We start from the raw sequence: 20,789 nt of genomic DNA, 5'->3' as shown, positions 1-20,789 counted from the left end.
AAAACAAAGGTGGAAAAGCGCGCGGTGTCAGCTGTCAAAATCAAACTGCCATGCGCCTTCGCTTGTCTGGACCACCACTTCCAGTACATTACAGGGAACCATCAGCCCCTTGCCGGTAAACTCATGTGCTACCGCCCCGCCAAATCCCAGACGTACCGGTTTCCAGGGGCTGGCGAATTCTGCATCCTGGCAGTTTCCCCGGTTGACAATGAGTTGTTTAATCACAATCGAATCGACTTTTGATGTAATCCGAATCAATGAGTAGTGGCTGTAGCTTCCGCGACTAACACTGACGCTGACCGGTGAAGAAGCGGCCAGCGAAGAAAATGACAGCAGAAAGAGTGCTGCGACTGTGATGATTTTCTTCATTAAATTTCCTTTAACCTGTAAGAGTGAGGCAGAACTACAGTGCAAATCCGGGCACGCAGCCGTTGTCACCGAACGCAGGAATAACTGCAGCAGCCCCCGCTAAAGTGAAAGTGACAGGTTTTACCCCGCTACCTGAAACCACAACACGTTTGCCGGTGCGTAATTTGTTCCATGCCCACATGACATTGTCAGATCCCACATGAGACTCGCTTTCGCTGATATTCACTTCTTCAGCGTTATCAATTCTCATGGCAAGTGTCTGGCCGCTGTCCATCCTGACCTGATGGCCGTTCACATCAGTGAAGATAATGGTCGCTGGCTGTGAGCCGGAACTATCGCAGGCCAGATAAAGTTGTGATTGCCCTTTACCGAGGATGGTGTATTCAGACGTTCCCTGCGCATAGCCACTTACCCAGCTATCACGGTTGCCAAACGCATGCGAGACAGAAGGCGTCAGCACTGAAGCCAGTAAAAATGAAATAATCAGTTTATTTTTCATTGGAGTGTCCTGTCAGAAGCCAGCCATATTGCCCAGGGTGGTGATAATGAACAGCAGGCAGGCCATAAAGATAATGAGGGTGATGTACCAGCGGGTGAACTTACCGAACAGACGAAGAAATGTTTTCATGTGCGGTCCTTTGCAACAAGCCAGTACAGCAGCCCCGCCAGTATCGGGTCGATTATCAGACCGAGAATGAACCAGCCCCAGAACGAGCGTCCGTTAGCGGACGCCACGAAACCCAGCAACAAGGCCAGACCGCCCCATAACAGAATTAACGGCATATACTTTCCTTAATGCGTGACAATCCCTGCAATACATCGCATTGATTTTGATGGTTAAAATTAACAAATCACATAATGCCCTGTGGATTATGTGGCTACCGGATTAATCAAGTACAACGATGAATATCGATCGGCTCGATCGACAAAATCGATCGTAATGAAACAAAGAAACTTATCGAAAACGGCAAGGCCGCTTATCGAAAGCGAAGTGACTAGCTGAAGAAAAATCCCCACAGGGAGCGTGCTGCGCGGGCGACAGTGTGTGTTGCAGCCTGCAGTGCAATGCGTGCCACCTGTGGTAGCGGGGCCAGGTCAATAACCTTATCGATAACGTCCACCACGGCATCGCCAAAGCTGCTGCTGGCGGTGCTGATGATACTGGTAGTGCGATACCCGTTCTGCAGGTGCGGCACAAGTGGACTGCGGGCCTGCTTTGGGAGCAGGGTAATCATGGCCTCCACCAGACGCGACAGACGATAGCGCCCCCTGACCGAAACCGGCAGAATATCCTGCTCAGCGATACCTAACTGCCGGGCCACCGCCTGCTGTTTCTGCGCAATACGCTCGGCCTGTAACGCCGAGGGCTGGGCGGACGGCCAGTTCCACTGCTCGGCGGGGTCGGTTTTGTCCACCTGGTTGAGCACCCATAACACCGGCGGCTGCGGTCCGCTGTACTGCGCGAATACGTCCTGATAAAACTGCTCTTCCACCGCATAGGCGCGGTCATCGGCCTTGAGTACCCACAGCACCATATCGAGTTGTGGCATGAGGTCACGATACAGTTCACGGTATTCACCATCACGGGTAACACTCTCGCCCACACCGGGTAAATCAACCAGCGTCAGGAAGTGATTACCGAAACGTAGCCGGACACGCTGTGGCTGACGTGTGCAGGCTTCCACAGCATTGACAGTACAGACTTCGCTCCGGAACAGTGCGTTACACAGCGAGGATTTGCCGACGCCGGTTTTCCCCATGATGCCAATCACCGGTTCATACGTAACGAGTAGGTTGAGCTCCTGCAGCAAATGCTGGCGTAGCGCGTGTGGATAACGCCGCAGATGGCGACGGATAAGGGTATAACCCGAGGGATGTTTCATATCGGCCTCTGAATGAAAAAAGGCCATCCGGTGGGGATGACCTGTTGGATTAAAACGGGTGGGGATTCACTGAGGTGATATATATCTGAGAATTATTTAAATCATATTACCTGGCAGTATATCTCCGTACTGACATTATTCGCCTGTGTTTTTATAAAGAAAGCACAGGCGAATGAAAACACCAGAGGTTGCCACTTAACTAATTTAGTCCAACGCTGTCGGATTGGACTAAATATCAGTTTTTTATATTGACTTGCGATTGGATTTTGCGATTAATTGTCAGCTCCATAAACAACATACTTCGCAGGTATCGTAATGAAAGATTTTCCATTTAATGCTTTTACAGGACTATTGCGTGAAACTATTTTTAATATTGAGGATCACACACAGTCACCACCTGAAATGATTGCATCCGCAGTTTTAAGTGCATTATCCCTGGGGTGCCAGAGCCTGATTAATGTAAAGATCAATGACACTTTAATATCTCCGGTGTCATTGTATTCATTCGTGATAGCAGAGTCTGGCGAGAGAAAAACGACGGTGGATAAACTGGTATTCAAGCCTTTTCATGAGCATGATCTACGTGTATTACTCCAGTATGAAGAACAGCAAAAAGAACATGAGCGCTACTCTAAAATATGGCGCAGAAAAGAAAGTGCACTCTTGAAATGTGTAGATAAAGCCACTATGAAAGGAAAGTGTACAGATGAATTTTCACTGCAGTTAAAGGCGTTATACGCTGAAAAACCAGAACCACCAAAAGCCAGAAGATTTGTTTATAATAATACCACACCGGAAGCCCTGCAGTTTGCAATGTACACTCAGTCGCCGCAAACAGGACTCATAACCGATGAGGGAGCTAATATACTTAACAGAAAGACCATGACTGACTTCGGTTTTATTAACTCAATGTGGGATGGGGGATATTTTCAGGTTGAACGTAAAACAACACCGAGTTTTACGCTCAGGAATGGACGTATTACTTTGTTGGTTATGGTACAAAAAGCTATATTTGATGATTATTTAAAACGTAAGGGCGAAAGTGCACGCGGAAGTGGTTTTTTTGCACGTTGTCTTGTCTTGAATATTGATGAGAATTTATCGACACAAGGCCAGCGTTTGATTCGTCGTCAATCAGGCCCTCAGTCTGGTGACCTAGAGAATCTTAATTCCTTCTACCAACGTATGAATGAACTGGTAGAAAAAAGTGCTTCTCAACACGGAACCGGGCATCAGACATGTTTATCCTTCGAACCTCAAGCTCAGGAAGCATGGGTGAGAATTCACAATAAGATAGAGCGTCGCCTGGGGCCAGAGGGAGACTATGAAAACTCGAAAGATTTTGCATCCAAAATGTCGAATAATACTGCACGCGTAGCCGCCCTGTTGAGTTACTGGAGTGAGGGGGAATGTGCGATAAAAAAAGAATATGTCGAAAATGCATGGTTGCTGTGCGAATGGTATATGCAACAGGCAGTAACACTCTTTGGCAATGAGGAGGGCTATTATGAAGCACTGTTATTGTCGTGGCTACGTCGGCAGTATTCACGCTCATGGAAAGATGTAGTTCGATATAATGATATCCGAAACGGCGGACCTAATGTGTTACGTAAGGGAAAGTTACTGGACAGGGTTATTGACAGACTTGAAAAGGAAGAGGTGATAGATATTGATTATTCAAAATATGGTGCCCGAAAGGTATATAAAGGTCGTCATTTTGATAATAATCCGTTTACAAAACATGCAGCATATCAACACTATTGAGCCCCGGTAGTTGCGATCAGTCGCAACTACCGGGGGAGGAACCTGTAGAAAATGACAAAAACCAGTAAAACTAATATCAGGGTAATATTATTATCATGCTTACTATTTGTATGAGGTTTAATCAAGCTAAAGTGCTTATTGTTATATTATTACTGATGAATTAACTGTCGGTATAGTAATATATGTTTGTTAATAATATATCCACTCTCTATCCAGAGTGTTGGTCATTAACATACTAATACATTATGCCTATACAATCAGTTAATTATAACGCAGCATACATTGATTACGTAACACCATACGGTTAATGATTATTATTCGATTATGTTCATGTACATATCTGCATGTAACATTAACACAATTGTTAATCGCATGGTTAGTTATTCATACTTACCTCAATGTTAATTATTGAGTGAGTTATTTATTCAGGTCTTAATATGCAACTTAATTCCTTGAACGCTGATTACCAGCAGGCATTTTACGATGTTATTCGTAATGCAGTAGATGAGTTTCCGCGTACGTTAGCACTACGTGTTGATTTACGTTTTCCCCGCAACTATCATTATGGTGATTCGAACAAAGAGGTTACTCGTTTTATTGAATCACTGAAAGCTAAGTTACTGGTCGATTGCCAACGTAAGAACCGACGATGGAAACGTAATCGGTCTAATAGGTTACGGTATGTATGGGTACGTGAAGTCGGTGAGCTTAACCGCCGTAAACATTACCATGTATTACTGCTGCTGAATAAAGACTTCTACCATGGTGCCGGGAACTATAACGCCGATGACAGTTTATACGCATTAATCCAGCAGGCATGGTGTAGTGCGTTAGGTCTGGATTCGGAGGAATATTCAGGTTTAACGAATATGACTGAGAACGGGTGTTTTTATTTAAACAGAAATTCCCCTAATTATATGCAACAGATTACCAAATTGCTGAAGCGTATGGAGTATATGGCAAAAGACCACACCAAGAACTATAACGACAGATATCGATCAATCGGAATGAGCCGAGGGTGAAAGAAGTCACAGTATGAACTTTGGATGGGCAAATTGCTTTGACTGTCGTCTCTAAAATTTTTTTGCGCTGTAAACTAACGAAAATTTAGTATGGCAAAAAACATCTAAAGGAACTGTAGGCTTCGGTCTAATGGTGGTTGGCGCAACTTCGTTTGGCCAAGTCCTGTATCAACCTGATGGGCTCCTTTCCCCCGCTCTCTGAGTGGAAGCTTTGGTTACCTATTGGAGCAATCCGGTTGGTAAATGAAGTGAAGAAAAAACCTAATATATTGATAATAATGACTTATTTATTCAACTATCTAAAGCTAAGAACGTGAGCTACATCAACTAAGTTCTCTTGTAATATAAATACAATGTATTCGTACTTATCTGATTGAAAATGTGAGATTTGATTTTCAAGAGGGGAGTGTGATAAGCAAAGTGATTGCTGTGATGCACATTTACCGCACTCAGGGGAAGAGCACATGTTTTTGAATGATCAAGAAACTGCAACAGACCTTTTGTATTACGAAGCTATCGCGAGGACGGTCGTAAAACTGATAGATCATACTCCTGATGCGCCAATAACCATCGGTGTGCATGGTGATTGGGGGGCTGGTAAGTCAAGCGTTTTGAAAATGCTAGAAGCATCATACGAAGGAAAAAATAAGACACTTTGCTTATGGTTTAACGGATGGACATTTGAAGGCTTTGAGGATGCCAAGACGGTCATTATAGAAACCTTGGTCGAAGAATTAATGCAAGCCCGACCGGGGTGTATCAAGGTTGCTGCGGCTGCAAAAAAAGTATTGCGCCGGGTTGACTGGTTGAAAATGGCACGTAAAGCGGGGGGGTTAGCTTTCACCGCATTTACAGGTATTCCTACAATGGAGCAACTCAAAAGTGTCTACGAGCTTGCCTCCGGTATCCTTAGCAATCCCCAAGATAATATATCAGTCGATGATATAAAGAATTTTGCGGACAGAGCCGGTGATTTCATAAAAGAAGCGGATTCCGATGGGGAAACCCTTCCCAAGCATATTCATGCCTTTCGTGAAGAGTTTAAAGACCTTCTCAATGTTGCCGAAGTCGAAAAGCTAGTTGTAATCGTTGATGATCTTGACCGATGTTTGCCAAAAACAGCGATAGAAACACTTGAGGCTATACGTTTATTTCTTTTTGTTGAGAAAACAGCCTTTGTTATCGGTGCGGATGAAGCGATGATCGAATATGCGGTGCGCGAACATTTTCCCGACCTTCCGCAAAGCACTGGTCCTTTGACTTATGCCAGAAACTATTTGGAAAAACTTATACAGGTGCCATTTCGGATACCGGCGCTAGGTAGCGCTGAAACCCGTGTTTATACAACGCTTCTTCTTGCAGAGAATGCCTTAGGCTCGAAAAATAAGCATTTTATGAAATTGCTTGGCAAAGCCCGTGAAGAAATGAAAAGACCATGGATTAGTAGTGGGTTAGATAGGAAAGTAGTACTTGAAGCCTTGGGAGAGCACATACCAGAGGAAATTGAACAGGCTTTAAAGATTAGTGCACACGTAACGCCACTTCTTAGTAAAGGTACTAGGGGAAATCCACGTCAGATAAAACGTTTTCTCAATTCGATGATATTGCGCCAGTCTATTGCAGAAGAACGGGGGTTTGGTGAAGACATTAAGCGTCCTGTATTGGCGAAGATTATGTTGGCTGAACGTTTTTATCCTGCCTTTTATGAGCAAATAGTGAGACAGGCAAGTAGTCATAAAGAGGGGAAACCTGAGGCACTAATTCAATTTGAACAGCTGGTAAGGGGAGCAAAGTCTAAACAGCAGCAGGAATCGAATTCACCTAGCAAAATTACTGTTGCCGAGCATTCTGACATAAATGAATGGCTGAAAAACGACTGGGCAGTTGGATGGGCTGAAATTGAACCTGCATTAGCTAACCAAGACCTACGCCCCTATGTGTTCGTGACCAGGGACAAGCAAAGTACATTTGGAGTCTCCCTAACATCCAGTCATCTTGCCCCGCTTGTTGAAAAACTTCTCGGCTCTAGTATGGCCGTTGCAGGAACAAAAGCAGTACTTGAAAAACTTACAGCCTCAGAAGTGGACGAGGTATTTGAAACACTTAGCGAGCAGATCCTCCAAGAAGATAGTTTCGGTAAAAAACCAGCTGGAATTGACGGAATTCAATTCCTCGTGAAAGTACTGCCTCAGATGCAAAGAAAGCTGCTTGATTTCATCCGCCGAATCCCGGTTCCGAAGACTGGTGGAGTCTGGCTGGGATCAACCTTCATGCAGTGTTTTGTTGACGATACTCATGAAGAGGAATTCCGATCTATCCTTCAGGGATGGGTAGATCAGCCTGATAATTCAAAATTAAGCAGTACAGCTCAAGCGATGCTTGATTTACCAAGGAAGAAAAAGTAAATGGGAACTTCAAAATCTTATGGGGGGCCTACCAGCGGACTGGTACCTGACTTTGTAGACAACCCTCCGGCACCTACATTACCTATATCCCCAACAACTCCGGAAGATGACCAACTTCAGGGTGGGCCTTTAACTCCATCACTAATCCCTCCCGATTCAAATGGTGCAGGGCCGTTAAGTACACCTAAAGGTAACTTTACCCGCTACGTTCGTTCCGGAAGTCGAAGTTCGCTCGGCAAGGCAATTGCCGGTTATGTGCGCAACGGCACAGGGGGGACGAGTAGAGCCAGTCGCCGTATGGGCTCCTCCCGCGTCGTTGCTGGTGGGCTACTTCATATCTTGGGTGATTTCCAGCAGGGAGGTGCAGAACAAGCCCTTCAGCGTTTTAATCTAAGCAATTTGGCTGGAGAGCCTGCACCAACAGTTTTCGTATCGCTTGTCGAATTTTTGTGCCCCCCTGGCGGATCAGTCGATGAAGGGGTCTCCAGACAGGCAATGCTTGATACGATTGCTGACATGTCTGATACCGATGTGGTTAGTTTTGATTCATTAAACACCGAGCAGATGCAAGAAATATTTATCGGTTTCATCGTTCACTCCATTGAAGGGCGAATCATGGCCGATATAGGTAAAAATGGCATCAAGTTACCTGATGATGTCGATGCTATTGGTGACATTCAGGATACACTCCACGATTTTGTTGATGGTGCTACTCGTGTTCAGTTGAGAGACGAGTTGAGAGATGTATCAGGACTATCAGGTCGTGAAATTAACCAAAAGGTCGAACAGATTTATGAACTGGCATTCGAACTGATTGCTAGTGAAGGGGAGAGATCAGAATGAGCCATCACACTATTATTGCGAGACTTGGCGCTAGAGATTCCCAGCAGCCTGTACTAAGCCGATTACAGACCAATATTACCCAAATTAACTTTTTAAAAAATAATGGGCAGTTGGACTTTGGTCTAGGGCAAGCGTTAACAGGATTAAGGGAGCTTGGGCTCACTCCTTCGGAAACCTCAGTTGATCTTGCTCTGTTAGCTGCAACAGTTACTGCTGCAGATACTAGAATTTCACGTAATCGAAATGCCCAAGATCTTTGGACTCGTGAATTATCTTTGCATATTCCTGTATTTGATCCTGTTTTATGGAGTAGTCAGACGGGGCTGCTAAGTAATTTATTGAATTTTTTGACAGGGGATCGTTGGTCATTGCATTTTCATGAACGGCCTGAAATTGAGCGCGGCCTTGTCAGAGAATCAACTAAACCACGAATACTTAATCCCACTTCTGTATGTCTTTTCTCTGGCGGGCTGGACAGTTTTATTGGTGCGATTGATCTTCTTTCTCAGGGAAGAACTCCACTATTTGTCAGCCATTACTGGGATTCTATTACTAGTAAATACCAAAAAAAGTGTTCAGAATTATTGTCTAGCAGATTCACTCAAGAATTTGGCCATGTCCGGGCACACATCGGTTTTAAGAAAGATACCATTGTAGGTGATGAGGGCGAAAATACCTTAAGAGGTAGATCATTTCTCTTTTTTTCCCTTGCAACGTTAGCAGCAGATGCTGCTGGTGGAGCTATGGAGATAAATGTTCCTGAGAATGGTCTCATATCTCTCAACGTCCCTTTAGATCCATTACGTGTGGGCGCACTCAGCACCAGAACGACGCATCCATATTACATGGCTCGCTATAATGAACTGCTACGTAATTTAGGGGTAGACGCTTATTTAAATAATCCTTATGCCTTCATGACAAAAGGCGAAATGGCGCGACAGTGCCATGATCAGACATTTCTTCGCCAACATGCTGAAAATACCATGTCATGTTCATCCCCACAAAGTACCCGGTGGAATCCCGATTTAAATGAAGAACAGTCTATACACTGCGGTCGGTGCGTACCTTGTTTGATAAGACGCGCATCGTTATTTGCGGCTTTTGGTTCAGACGGAACTGCTTATCGAATCCCGGATCTTCGAGCACGAGTACTCGATTGTAGTAAAGCTGAAGGGGAGCATGTGCGAGCCTTTCAGTTCTCACTGGAGCGGCTAGCACGTTTCCCCGGCCATGCGAAATTTGATATCCATAAACCTGGACCACTAAGTGATCACCCAGATAATTATGATGACTATGCAGGCGTATATATAAGGGGCATGGAGGAAGTTAGCCGCCTGCTAACTGGGGTGAGAACGAGACCATTATCATGAATACAACCAAGCATCAACTTTCTCCGCACTGGGTAGATTTTCACTGCCACCTTGATCTATATCCGGATCATAAGGCTGTCATTGCGGAATGCGAGCTGGCACGTGTGGCTACACTTGCGGTAACTACAACCCCTAAAGCATGGCAAAGAAATTGTGAATTGGCTTTAGATTCATCATTCGTTCGTGTCGGATTGGGTCTACATCCACAACTGGTCTCAGAACGTGAAGATGAAGTGGTACTGCTAGAACGCTACTTGTCTTCAGCACGCTATGTGGGAGAAATTGGTCTAGATGCCGGTCCCCGTTTTTACCAAAGCTTTGAAGCTCAGGAGCGTGTGTTTTCGCGTATTCTTCAAGCCTGTGCAGAACAGGGGAACAAAATACTTAGTATCCATAGTGTACGTACAGCAGCAAAAGTTTTAGATCATCTTGAGAAAAGCAAAATTCTTGAAAATTGCCAAGCTATTCTTCATTGGTTTACAGGGTCATCTGCAGAGGCTCGACGTGCTGTTGAACTCGGATGCTACTTTTCAGTTAATGAGGAGATGCTACGTTCAGTCAAACACAGGAAACTTATTGCTAGTATTCCTCTAAACAGACTGCTGACAGAAACAGATGGCCCTTTTGTAAAGAACGAGGGAAGGGCTATATGTCCTCGAGATGTTTATCGCGCTGTGCATGAAATAGCCCTGCTTCATGGTATTTCTGAAGATGCTACTAGATTCGTAGTTTTGAGTAATCTTAAAAAAATTGTGACAATGGACTGTCTTAAATAGTTGTCAAACATATGTATATTCCTTTTAAAACAAAATGAAAAAAGATAAAACATTGTCTTTAGGGACAAGAGCAGAATTGAATTTTGCTGCGATAATGACCTTACACCAACCTTATAAAAAGATGGGGAGGTAATGATGCCTCTAACGCTGACTGAAATAGTACACGACTCTCTTTGCCATGGTTCAAGATGGATCATTGCTGATGAAAATGATCTCGCTAGTAAGGTTGCTTCTCTCGCTCTGGGCCAAGCACGGCATATATCCATAATCCTTGCTGGAATTGATAAAAAACCACCATCCACCCGCCCTGATACTGCTAAGGAAGCAATCAAACTTCTCACCGTGCCCGCTGGAAAGGATCCTTATCATCGAGACGGTTGGATTTTCCAAGCGATTTCATGGATTGCAGCCCATAGAGCAAATAAAGGAAATATTGTTCGTGCGCCACATGCTATCTTGGCGCATAAAGGGTTTGATGGTATGCAACTTCAACTAGACCAAACCAATGAAAATGTTATTGCTGTTGTTATATTCGAAGATAAGGCCACTATAAATCCCCGATCAACAATTACTGGTGATGTTTGGAAGGGAATACGCTCATTAGAGTGCGGTGAACGAATGCCTGAATTAATACAAGAGACAGGCGCACTGTTAGAAGCTCATCAGATTAAATTCCCAGAGATGGATATTGATGCTGCGGTCGAAAAGATTATTTGGGAAGAGGCTAGACATTATCGTGTTGCGGTAACGATAGATACTAAAGATGACGATGATAGTAGCCGTAAAGCTCTATTTAAGGGCTTTGATGAAGTTGCTCCTGGTAAGCATGAACGTCGACAAGGCGAAACTATGTGCATAAAAGATCTACGTAACTGGATGGAGCAGTTTTCGTCAAAGGCAATAAAATATATTGAGGCTTGGATAGACAATGTTTGACCCTGTAACTATAGATCTAATTAGCTCAGCTCCTCAGCTTGACTCTCTCGAATTAGAGGAACTACCTCAGCGTTTCACTAATGCTTATGCAGAAATCGTTGCTGCACGTGTCAGGTACCATGGTGCCATCGATACAAAAGAGAAAAACGAAAAATTGGAAGAATTGCTAGAAGAGATGCGACGTTTAGCGGCTACACAGGAGCTATTAGTCACATCTTCGCCTGAGAGAGTTGATCGAGCTGCTGCTGCATTTGTTGCAGGAACTGCACATCAACTTTGCATGATGGCTGAGGTTATTAAAGGAGGAGAGCGTGAAGCCTTTATCGATATAGTTCGTGTCGCGCCGGAAATTTGTAGCACCTTACTCTTTTTGATTGCTGACTTTCAAAGTGATGCAGCAGAAATGGCAAAGCATTTGAATCAACGGGATGATTCAAATTCTTCCGAATCAATTTTGATAAAAGATATTGGAGCTCTTGCAACAGGACGGCTTGGTGAAATTCTGGATATAGAATCACGGGAAAAGGATTTGGGTAATGAAACTACTGGCCCCGAAGTTGCTGTTGACGCATTACTAAGGCATCTTCATGCTGGTTTGGTAGAGCTTGCTCAAGAATTATTATCAGAGCCAAATGAAGTCGCTGAGATTCCTCGCTCTCAGATGATATTTAAAGAGGTTATATCGTTATGTATTTCTCGTATCGATGGGGTTTTTGATGATGAAGGGCCTGTTGCTGTTAATATCTTTCCCGGTCCACTTCATTTAGCAAAATTACTACTAGCGGTTTCTATTAACCTTGCCGATACCTCATTATGCCGAATTGAGGCACCTGCCGGTATAAATGTAAAACAATGGTGGCGTATTGTGCGTCAGGCGGCTAATAAACGTCCCTACCTTTGGCGTAATCACCGCACTGCGCTTGAAAGAGGTTATCTTACCAAAGGCGTTTCTGCTGCAATAAGTTTTCCGACTGGCGGGGGGAAATCAACACTTGCGGAGCTGAAAATAGCTGTTTCATTACTGAGCGGCAGTAAGGCTATTGTTCTTGCTCCTACGTTGGCTCTAGTAGATCAGACTGCTTTTACACTTAAAAATGCTTTCAAAGACTTTAGTGTTTATGGCGATCTTGACGAAGATATTGTGTTTACAGATATTGTTGAATTGCCAGAAATAATCGTGACAACTCCCGAAAGATGCTTAATGCTGCAATCTCTGCAGCCAGAAGCATTTAACGATATCGGTTTGATAGTGTTCGATGAATGTCATCTTTTGCATCCAAGAGATGCTGATCGAAGTCGTCGCAGCATTGATGCAATGTTATGTATTTTAAATCTTACTCAACTGGCACCTGAAGCAGATTTTTTGATGATTTCAGCAATGATGCAAAACGCTGCCGAAATTGCTGGTTGGATTTCCGAACTTACTGGCCGTCCTTGTCTTGAGTTAGATTTAGCATGGAAACCTACCCGACAAGCCCGTGGTTGCGTAGCTTACAGTTCAGATCGAATTTCAAAGTTAGAAGAAATACTTCGAAAAGCCCAAGCCAAAGCAACAACTAAAGGTGTACCAGCAAAAGTTAAATCACAGCTTAATGCTCAACCGTCTGCTTTCTTCTGTCTTAGACAGACTTGGGCGACGCGTAAGCGTAAAGATTATGCGTTGATGACATTATTAAATAAATCGGTGTCATTTTCTACAGGTATAAATAAATATAAAGGTAACTGGTACTTAACCCCAAACGGAAATAAAGTTGCAGGGGAGATTGCTGCTGCTGCTGCACAAGATAAGCTTAAGACACTTATATTTGTTCAAAGTACTATTGCTGCGGAATCTACTGTTAAATACTTTCGTGAACTATTACCGAAACACGGAGTTACTCTTACGGAAGACGAGAAAGTATTACGAAAAATAGTTGAGGAGGAACTTGGTGGATCTCAACATTGTTATCTTAAAATTGACGATAATTATAGAGTTGTAGGTGGTGCTATAAGTCATCATGCTCAATTGATAAAACAAGAACGTCTCTTGCATGAATCGCTTTTTAAACGGTCTGATGGTCTAAGTGCTATGTTTGCGACTTCAACTCTTGCTCAAGGAATGAATCTTCCTAGTGATATCGTCTTGATTGCGGGAGATAGCCGCTGGGATGTTGAGGGAGACAAAATGAAGCAGTTAGATGCTCATGAATTGCTTAATGCTGCAGGCAGAGCTGGACGAGCAGGGGAAGGAGGGCAAGGGTTTGTTTTAGTCATTCCCAGTAAAATAATCAATATTGATGAAGATAAAAGTAACATAAATAGTCATTGGATGACTTTACAAGGAATATTTTCTCAGTCAGACCAGTGCCTCAGGATAGACGATCCGCTCACAGGTCTACTTGACCGTATCCACTCAGGAGCTCTTGATGATAATGAGGCATATTTCCTCGCCAGATTACCAAAGGGTGATGGCGATGCTCCTGATGAATTAGCGAAATATATGATCAATAGATCATTCGCTGCTTACCGCATGCGTCAGGAGGGCAATAATGATTGGATCGAGACTCGGATATCTTCAGCTATACTTGAGCGCTCTAGACTTTCTCCGAAGCAAGAGTTAACTTGGTTAGAAAGAGTTGCGGCGTCTTGCGGACTGCCTTATGTAGTTATTGAGAGTATGACTCAGTTGGTAAGTAGTGGGGCATTTCTTGGGAGCACCCGCGATTGTATCCAAGATCTTTTTGAATGGCTTGAAAAGCATCCTGGTTGGTTGTTCCAGCTAATTAGACCCAACGATATTGCCGGTCTATTTGGTACAAATTATCGTTCTTTAAGCGATGAAAATAAAACAAAATTAGCTATCCCTTTGTTGAAAAAACTTTTAGTCGCGTGGATGGATGGTAAACCTCTCAGCGATCTTGAACGCGCGATTGGAACAGCAGAGAAGGATATCAAGACATGTGAAATAGCGCGACATTTTGCGGTTCGTTTAACTGCAGATCTTGCTTTTGTCGCGGGTCTTCCAGCCCGTATATATACCGCCCAAGCTATCGCTAATGGTAATGAACCCATTGTTCCTGTCAGTATACTGACTTTAAGTGGGGCGGTAAGGAAAGGGTGCTCTAGCCCAGAACTTCTTGCAAATGCAATCTATCTCAATGGTTCTTCGCGTCCTGCCGCTCGCGCTGAATTTACAAAGATTTTACCATATCTGCAGTCAGGATTAGCGTCTGAAAGTTTTGAGGATGTGCGTGATAGGGTACGTGAAGCACATATATCAGCATTACTGGATGAATTTTAATCTTCACTGGAATGTTTGATGCTAATGATTGCTGAGTGACTTAACCGGAGATTACATTCTCCGGTTTACTTAGCTAAGTAATTTTATTGGGAGGAAATTTCGCGTTGTAAGATCCACTGATCTACTTCGGATTCTAGCCAACCGACAGACTGGTTCCCAAGGCGGCGCTGCTTTGGAAATGTCCTGTCATAGCGTATCGATTTAGGATTGATCCAGTCGTAAATCGTCGAGCGGGCGATGCCCAGTTTTTGGGTAAGTGCATTGATACGAAGGATTTTTACGGTAGATGATGACATAGTGTTGTTTCCTCTAATCTGGTTTGCTTTGGATGAGAGGAAGGTTATTCATTGACGCGGGTATAAGGTATACGGCTGCGTTACCTCATTTTTTACACGAGTTAGGTTATTGATTTATGGATGATTTTAATCTCTGTTTTTTTGTCGATACGATAAAGGAATCATTCAACTTAAAGAAAAGTAGACTGGTGCTCGCTCTACGTGCGGTTGGATGGAAAAGCTGTATAACCTGTTTAAATGATGGCGATACTCATATTAACAAAATAGTCAATGATATTATGCTGGATACAGCGAAGCGTCGTGAATTGGAAAATCAGTCGTACCATATTTTGTATGAAGAGGCTGACACTATCCAGGAATCAATAGATGAGTGGATCTTTTTGGCTGCAGTATACTGGTGCCTAGGGATACATCTCGTGGCTTCAGATTGGCGTGATGGTGTCACGTTGTTGCTCAAATCGACAGAACTTCTCGACATGTGCCATGGAATTGTTCACCATGAAATATGGCAAAACACTGAGGCGAAAAAAAAAGAACAGGCCACTAATGGGGGTAAAGCAAAAGCATCGCTTTACGCTCCTCTAAAAGCTGAAATTATCCGTTTGTTGTATTGCAACAAGCCTGCGGATGGCTGGAGAAACAGGAGAGAGGCTACAGAGTTGATTGATGAGGATGTAAGCATATTTATTCAAGAGCATGGCTATCCTGGTTCCCCTGAAGAAAAACAGGAAGACTTAGCTGTATTATTTTCAAGAATTCCCCGGCTGATTGAAGATTGGTCTAGAAATGACGCCGTAGTTAAGGCTGCCTTTAACGCAACGCTAAAGAAAAAAAGCGCCAATAAAGGCGCAGAACAGAAACCTTGGACATCAGACATCTAAGTACATAAGTACATAATTAGATCATCTAGAAATTTTGAGTAATTCACCCAATTTCTTTTTTCTATCATGGCTACTCCCAAGCCCCATTGGGGCAAAAATAATACCAGCACCACTTACGATTGATTTTTTATTCAAACTATCTATTATTTTTTTAAGATAACTTTTGTTTATGTAAGTACTATAACCTGATTCTATTTTCGCCAACATTCTACTGGCATTCAATCTGTCATCTGGACTTTCTGAATCAATTACTCGCATGTTCATTTTTAGTAATAAACTGCTTATTAGATTAGCAGAGTGTTCAGGTATTTCTCTTACTAATATATTTTTTTCTTTATGATAAGTATCATTAGACTGAAACTCATCTAGGAATGCATTTAAAACGAATTCCTTCTCGTTAAGATTAAACTCGAAAATATTTCCTTCATGCTTCTGTGATACGGTAATTTGATGTAAATACCCCTTATCCTCATATCTGGCCTGGGATACTAAAGGGTGTTCGCTAAAATGAATTGTCACTGTTAAAGCATTAATTGAGGAAATAAACCAATCATCCAAAAGAATACATCCACTATTATTTGTTATATTACTCACATCTACTTTTCGACCAGAGTTTATAAACTCGCTCTCGCTTTGCAATATCCAGAAAAGAAGATTGTTTTGATGTATGCGTGATGCTATAAATAAAGGGTGTCGGAATCTATGACAAAACTCACTGTACTTATTCAAGAAAGACCCTGATATTTTTTTAGTTTCTAGAGCATTGCTCGTCTTCACCTCAATAAAACATTTTAATTCCTTCCCTTTTGGCATATTAAAACTAGCCAGATAATCTGGCACCTTAATGCCAGTGTTATTTACTGGTGATTGACCTAAAGAGGTTAGACTTGTACATACTTCCATGAAAAAGCACAGCAAAGCGAATTCATCCTCTAAAAACAAACCGTTAATTCGCCTTTTTATTTCATTTTTATTTTCATCATTCCCTACAGAGGTAAGGAAAGCCTCAAATTCTTCTTCTGAACTCATTCCAATTCGAATGTTTTTGAAAAGCTTTAATTTTTCAATTTCTGAAAGGTAATTTAAACCTTGCATGTTATTTCCTCGTCCATTAATGTTTTAATATTACGAATTGCAATTTATTCTATACCATCAGAATAGTTGTGCCGATCATAGCAGTTATATTTAATCAAGAAAAATACGTGAGTGATACACTAGGGGGCGGACCGATATGCCATGAGCTGGAATCGCCCCCATAGACTTAGTATCTGTGTCATCGGAACAAGCACATAGGAGCAGTCTTCGTGGGCCGGCGGAGGTTCCATCGTCTATGGAGGCAAAGTTCATACCAGATGTTCGATAGTAGGTTGAGCGGTCCCGTGGCTGAGTTTACAGGTTCAACATTCTCCCGGAAACTTGGAGCGGTTCAAAGCAACCTCGGAGGCGTCAGTCCGGAGGCTTAAGAACCGGTTTCGTCGTGAGGACAGAATATGCCTACTGAGGTAGGGTTAGTCCAGTTAAGGACGGTCAGATCCAGTAAGTATTTGATTCAAAAATAAAGTATTAACCTATCTATAGGGAAAATCTGAGCTGGACTTAACCCATTCTTATCATCCCACTAACCGCATCCCTTTTATCCCATCTGCAATCACGCTTCCGCGATCCGCTGCCATCACGAAATCAGCCCACCATTGCATCATAGGGCGACGTTGCTCAAGGTAATCACTGCGGTTATAAGCGCGACGTACCTCATTTTTGTCTACATGAGCCAGTGCTGCTTCAATGACATCAGGCGGAAATCCTTCCTCATTGAGTGCCGTACTAGCGATAGAACGTAGACCGTGTGATACGAGTACGCCTCCTAAGCCAGCACGCTTGAGTGCTGCATTCACTGTCTGGCTGTTCATTGGCTGGGTTGGTTTGATGCGACTGGGAAAGATAAACTCTCGTCCACCACTGAGTGACTTCATCATTTCCAGAATAGAAAGAGCCTCATCGGATAGTGGAACCGTATGGTCCCGGTTCATCTTCATTCGAGCTGCAGGAATTTTCCATTCGCTAGCATTGAAATCGATCTCACCCCATCGAGCCTCAGCGGCCTCGGCAGGGCGGGTGATGGTGAGAAGTTGCCACATGAAAAGGCATCTTGTGGACAAGCTGATACTTGCCGTACGCATAGTCTGCATTAGCTGCGGAAGTTGATCCGGGCAGATGCTTGGCATGTTTTTCTTTTGCGGTTTCTCAAATGCTTTTCCGATATTTACACTGGGAACTGCATCAATCAAGCCTGTGTTCTGCGCATAAATCATGACTTCGTTAATACGCTGACAAAGGCGGCGAACAGTCTCTAATGCACCTCTGGCCTGAACCGGCTGAACAGCTTTAACCAGAGTATGAGCCTTAATCTCAGTGACACTGATATCGCCGATTGCTGGGAAAACATCTCTCTCAAGCGAGCGCCAGATATCGTCGGCATAGTCCTCTGTTACGCTGGCTTTCTTCACATTCCACCAACGCTCGGCAACTAACAGGAAAGTGTTGGTTTTAGCCTCTTGAGAATTTCTTACCTGTTCTTTCTGATGTTCCTGAGGATCAATATCTTTCGCCAACAAGACTCGAGATTCAGCTCTGAGTTTACGCGCATCAGAAAGGGAGACAGCAGGGTAGGCACCGAAGCTCTGTTTGGTTCGCTGTTTTGTCAGCGGTCGATAGTAACGGAACTGCCAGAGCTTACTACCACTGGACTTGATTAATAGAGTAAGCCCGTCACCATCATACAGCTGGTAATCGGCATCTTTAGGTTTGGCGGCTTTGATTTCCGTATCGGTTAACGGCTTGGTTTTTCTTGCCATGGGGAATCTCCATGCGTTTAGGCCCAACAAAAACAATAGAGCTTTTCGTTGGGCCTATCAATGGGCCTAAAAGGTTCGGATTTAATTAGTTCTCTTCGGACTTCGCGGGACAAATTGAGGGCACAAAAAAGCCCGCAGGGCTTGCGCCGTGCGGGCTCTTAGGACTTCATCGGATGACTCTGGTAATCACCGATGGAGAATTTTGGTGGAGCTGGCGGGAGTTGAACCCGCGTCCGAAATTCCTACATCCTCGGCACTACATGCTTAGTCAGTCTTTACATTCGCTTGCCAGCTGCGGACAGACACGCCACTAACAAACTAGCCTGATTAGATTTAACGCTTCAACCCCAGGCAGGGCATCCACGCGATCTCTTTTGGGTTTGACCTCTCTTTGATCCCCGTCTTAAGAGCGGAAGCTAGGGAGAGAGGGCTCAGAGCAGGTTATTAAGCTGCTAAAGCGTAGTTTTCGTCGTTTGCGACTATTTTTTGCGGCTTTTTACGAGGCCAACCGCCCCTCGGCATGCACCTTGGGTTTCGCAAATCCCGTCGAATCCAGAATCAGCCCCAATGTGTAGGTCAAGTATAACAGATTTGTGAATGTCGTTACCAGCCCCATCACGCAGGATTATTTCAGCAGGGTGGACGAAAAATCAGCATCAACAAGGATATAGCGTAAGGGCCAGCGAGAGCTGGCCCTCGGGGAGGGGAAATTAACGTCCGGCGTGCTTCATAATACGCGCCTTATCCAGCGCCCATTCACGATCTTTCAGGTCGGTACGCTTGTCGTGCTGTTTCTTACCTTTGGCGACGCCGATTTTCACTTTGCACCAGGCGTTCTTCCAGTACAGCGACAGGGCGACGACGGTGTAACCTTCGCGGTTAATGCGGCCGTACAGCGTGTCCAGCTCACGCTGGTTGAGCAGCAGCTTACGGGTGCGCGTCGGGTCGCAGACATAGTGGGTGGAAGCCACGGCCATAGGCGTAAAGTTGGCGCCGAACAGGAAGGCTTCGCCATCCTTCAGGATGACATAGCTATCGCCGATGTTGGCTTTGCCTGCACGCAGGGATTTGACTTCCCAGCCCTGCAGGGCGAGACCAGCCTCGTATTCATCTTCGATAAAGTATTCGTGACGGGCGCGTTTATTCAGCGCAATGGTGGCTGATCCAGGTTTGTGGGCTTTTTTCTTAGTCATAATGTCCTGAAGTCATCGTCTTATACACAGTTACCTCGATCGCATCCTGCGAGGTGTACTGCGCATCTTAGCACGAGTTGCGGCACAGCGTTTTTTTTAGCAGCAGATAAATGATATTATTTGCACTGTGTTTAAATGTGGAACCTGCTATGCCTCAGATTAGCCGTACTGCGCTGGTGCCTTTCAGCGCGGAACAGATGTATCAACTGGTAAACGATGTGAAGTCCTATCCTGATTTTCTGCCAGGCTGCACCGGTAGCCGCGTGCTGGAATTCGGGCCGACGCAAATGACGGCGGCGGTTGATGTGTCCAAAGCCGGCATCAGTAAGACCTTCACAACCCGCAATACACTGACCAGCAACCAGAGCATTTTGATGAGCCTGGTGGATGGCCCGTTCAAGAAGTTGATTGGCGGCTGGAAGTTTATTCCGCTGAGCCCGGAGGCGTGCAAAATCGAGTTCCATCTCGATTTTGAGTTTACCAATAAGCTGATTGAGATGGCCTTTGGCCGGGTCTTCAAGGAACTGGCCGCCAACATGGTGCAGGCGTTCACTTCGCGCGCCAAAGAGGTTTACAGTGCCGGCTAATATTCGTGTTGAAGTCGCCTACGCGCTGCCTGAAAAGCAGTATCTGCAGCGGGTCACCCTGGACGAGGGGGCGACGGTCGAGCAGGCGATTATCGCCAGCGGTCTGCTGGCGCTGCGTGATGACATTGATCTGGCGAAAAACAAGCTGGGTATCTACAGTCGTCCGGTAAAGCTGCATGACGAAGTTCACGACGGCGACCGGGTCGAAATCTATCGACCGCTGATCGCAGACCCGAAAGAGCTGCGTCGCCAGCGGGCAGAGAAAAGCGCCGCAAAGTAACCTGCAGCAGACCGGCTATCAGCCATAAAAAAAGCGCTCACCGAGCGCTTTT

General features: G+C 44.4%; 19 protein-coding genes and 1 other RNA gene. 11 read left to right on the top strand and 9 right to left on the bottom strand.

Going from position 1 to position 20,789, the window contains the following annotated elements; genetic code table 11:
* Window positions 1-27 precede the first annotated feature (27 nt).
* The 4 genes from ACQUTI_RS13650 to ACQUTI_RS13635 form a co-directional block, all read right to left on the bottom strand.
* A complete protein-coding gene (locus ACQUTI_RS13650; protein WP_213388488.1) occupies window positions 28-369 on the bottom strand; it encodes a hypothetical protein in 342 nt (113 codons plus the stop codon).
* Window positions 370-403: 34 nt separating this feature from the next.
* Entirely contained in the window at window positions 404-868 is a 465-nt protein-coding gene (locus ACQUTI_RS13645; RefSeq protein WP_047052155.1) for a hypothetical protein, read from the bottom strand.
* A 125-nt stretch (window positions 869-993) separates the two neighbouring features.
* The gene (locus tag ACQUTI_RS13640; protein WP_213388489.1) at window positions 994-1,152 is read right to left on the bottom strand and encodes a hypothetical protein; all 159 of its coding nucleotides are present in this window, start codon (window positions 1,150-1,152) and stop codon (window positions 994-996) included.
* 212 nt (window positions 1,153-1,364) lie between these two features.
* A complete protein-coding gene (locus ACQUTI_RS13635) occupies window positions 1,365-2,252 on the bottom strand; it encodes a GTPase family protein (RefSeq protein WP_165798572.1) in 888 nt (295 codons plus the stop codon).
* Between the two features lie 315 nt (window positions 2,253-2,567).
* Between ACQUTI_RS13635 and ACQUTI_RS13630 the strand changes: the two genes are divergently transcribed.
* The 8 genes from ACQUTI_RS13630 (at window position 2,568) to ACQUTI_RS13595 (ending at window position 14,648) form a co-directional block, all read left to right on the top strand.
* The gene (locus ACQUTI_RS13630) at window positions 2,568-4,016 is read left to right on the top strand and encodes a YfjI family protein (RefSeq protein ID WP_260766420.1); all 1,449 of its coding nucleotides are present in this window, start codon (window positions 2,568-2,570) and stop codon (window positions 4,014-4,016) included.
* Between the two features lie 437 nt (window positions 4,017-4,453).
* Window positions 4,454-5,038, top strand: a complete 585-nt coding sequence (locus tag ACQUTI_RS13625) for an inovirus Gp2 family protein (RefSeq protein ID WP_094487669.1) — start codon at window positions 4,454-4,456, stop codon at window positions 5,036-5,038.
* 464 nt (window positions 5,039-5,502) lie between these two features.
* Complete coding sequence (gene qatA / locus ACQUTI_RS13620) at window positions 5,503-7,443, top strand: Qat anti-phage system ATPase QatA (protein WP_213388493.1); 1,941 nt, start codon at window positions 5,503-5,505, stop codon at window positions 7,441-7,443.
* Entirely contained in the window at window positions 7,444-8,286 is an 843-nt protein-coding gene (gene qatB / locus ACQUTI_RS13615) for a Qat anti-phage system associated protein QatB (protein ID WP_139282295.1), read from the top strand.
* Window positions 8,283-9,656 (top strand): Qat anti-phage system QueC-like protein QatC, encoded by a 1,374-nt coding sequence (gene qatC, locus ACQUTI_RS13610; protein WP_094487670.1) that lies wholly within the window; start codon window positions 8,283-8,285, stop codon window positions 9,654-9,656. The genes qatB and qatC overlap by 4 nt, the downstream gene beginning before the upstream one ends.
* Window positions 9,653-10,432 (top strand): Qat anti-phage system TatD family nuclease QatD, encoded by a 780-nt coding sequence (gene qatD / locus ACQUTI_RS13605; protein WP_094487671.1) that lies wholly within the window; start codon window positions 9,653-9,655, stop codon window positions 10,430-10,432. Before qatC ends, qatD begins: the two co-directional genes overlap by 4 nt.
* 132 nt (window positions 10,433-10,564) lie before the next feature.
* Window positions 10,565-11,368 (top strand): hypothetical protein, encoded by an 804-nt coding sequence (locus ACQUTI_RS13600; protein WP_213388495.1) that lies wholly within the window; start codon window positions 10,565-10,567, stop codon window positions 11,366-11,368.
* Window positions 11,361-14,648 (top strand): DEAD/DEAH box helicase, encoded by a 3,288-nt coding sequence (locus ACQUTI_RS13595; RefSeq protein ID WP_213388497.1) that lies wholly within the window; start codon window positions 11,361-11,363, stop codon window positions 14,646-14,648. The genes ACQUTI_RS13600 and ACQUTI_RS13595 overlap by 8 nt, the downstream gene beginning before the upstream one ends.
* A gap of 83 nt (window positions 14,649-14,731) precedes the next feature.
* On the opposite strand, the gene ACQUTI_RS13590 is transcribed toward ACQUTI_RS13595, so the two are convergent.
* The gene (locus ACQUTI_RS13590; RefSeq protein WP_094487673.1) at window positions 14,732-14,944 is read right to left on the bottom strand and encodes a helix-turn-helix transcriptional regulator; all 213 of its coding nucleotides are present in this window, start codon (window positions 14,942-14,944) and stop codon (window positions 14,732-14,734) included.
* 116 nt (window positions 14,945-15,060) lie between these two features.
* Between ACQUTI_RS13590 and ACQUTI_RS13585 the strand changes: the two genes are divergently transcribed.
* On the top strand, window positions 15,061-15,825 hold the full coding sequence (locus tag ACQUTI_RS13585) for a hypothetical protein (protein WP_428923284.1): 765 nt from the start codon (window positions 15,061-15,063) through the stop codon (window positions 15,823-15,825).
* A 21-nt stretch (window positions 15,826-15,846) separates the two neighbouring features.
* On the opposite strand, the gene ACQUTI_RS13580 is transcribed toward ACQUTI_RS13585, so the two are convergent.
* The 4 genes from ACQUTI_RS13580 to smpB all read right to left on the bottom strand — a co-directional run bounded on the left by ACQUTI_RS13580 (window position 15,847) and on the right by smpB (window position 19,870).
* On the bottom strand, window positions 15,847-16,920 hold the full coding sequence (locus ACQUTI_RS13580; RefSeq protein ID WP_213388501.1) for a hypothetical protein: 1,074 nt from the start codon (window positions 16,918-16,920) through the stop codon (window positions 15,847-15,849).
* 515 nt (window positions 16,921-17,435) lie between these two features.
* Window positions 17,436-18,677, bottom strand: coding sequence for an integrase (locus ACQUTI_RS13575; protein WP_094487676.1), 1,242 nt, complete (start codon window positions 18,675-18,677; stop codon window positions 17,436-17,438).
* A 203-nt stretch (window positions 18,678-18,880) separates the two neighbouring features.
* Window positions 18,881-19,243: a transfer-messenger RNA gene (gene ssrA / locus ACQUTI_RS13570) on the bottom strand.
* Window positions 19,244-19,387: 144 nt separating this feature from the next.
* A complete protein-coding gene (smpB, locus tag ACQUTI_RS13565; RefSeq protein WP_002914164.1) occupies window positions 19,388-19,870 on the bottom strand; it encodes an SsrA-binding protein SmpB in 483 nt (160 codons plus the stop codon).
* Window positions 19,871-20,019: 149 nt separating this feature from the next.
* On the opposite strand from smpB, the gene ACQUTI_RS13560 reads away from it, so the two are divergent.
* Entirely contained in the window at window positions 20,020-20,457 is a 438-nt protein-coding gene (locus ACQUTI_RS13560; RefSeq protein WP_064179482.1) for a type II toxin-antitoxin system RatA family toxin, read from the top strand.
* On the top strand, window positions 20,447-20,737 hold the full coding sequence (locus ACQUTI_RS13555; RefSeq protein WP_004145682.1) for an RnfH family protein: 291 nt from the start codon (window positions 20,447-20,449) through the stop codon (window positions 20,735-20,737). The genes ACQUTI_RS13560 and ACQUTI_RS13555 overlap by 11 nt, the downstream gene beginning before the upstream one ends.
* Window positions 20,738-20,789: the final 52 nt, after the last annotated feature.

Origin of the sequence: Klebsiella sp. 7-CIP_Kleb. (assembly GCF_050378655.1) — a bacterium.
In the GTDB taxonomy this organism is placed as follows: Bacteria; Pseudomonadota; Gammaproteobacteria; order Enterobacterales; family Enterobacteriaceae; genus Klebsiella; species Klebsiella quasipneumoniae.
The sequence above is the reverse complement of the archived record's forward strand: the minus strand, read 5'-3'. Positions and strand labels throughout refer to the sequence as shown.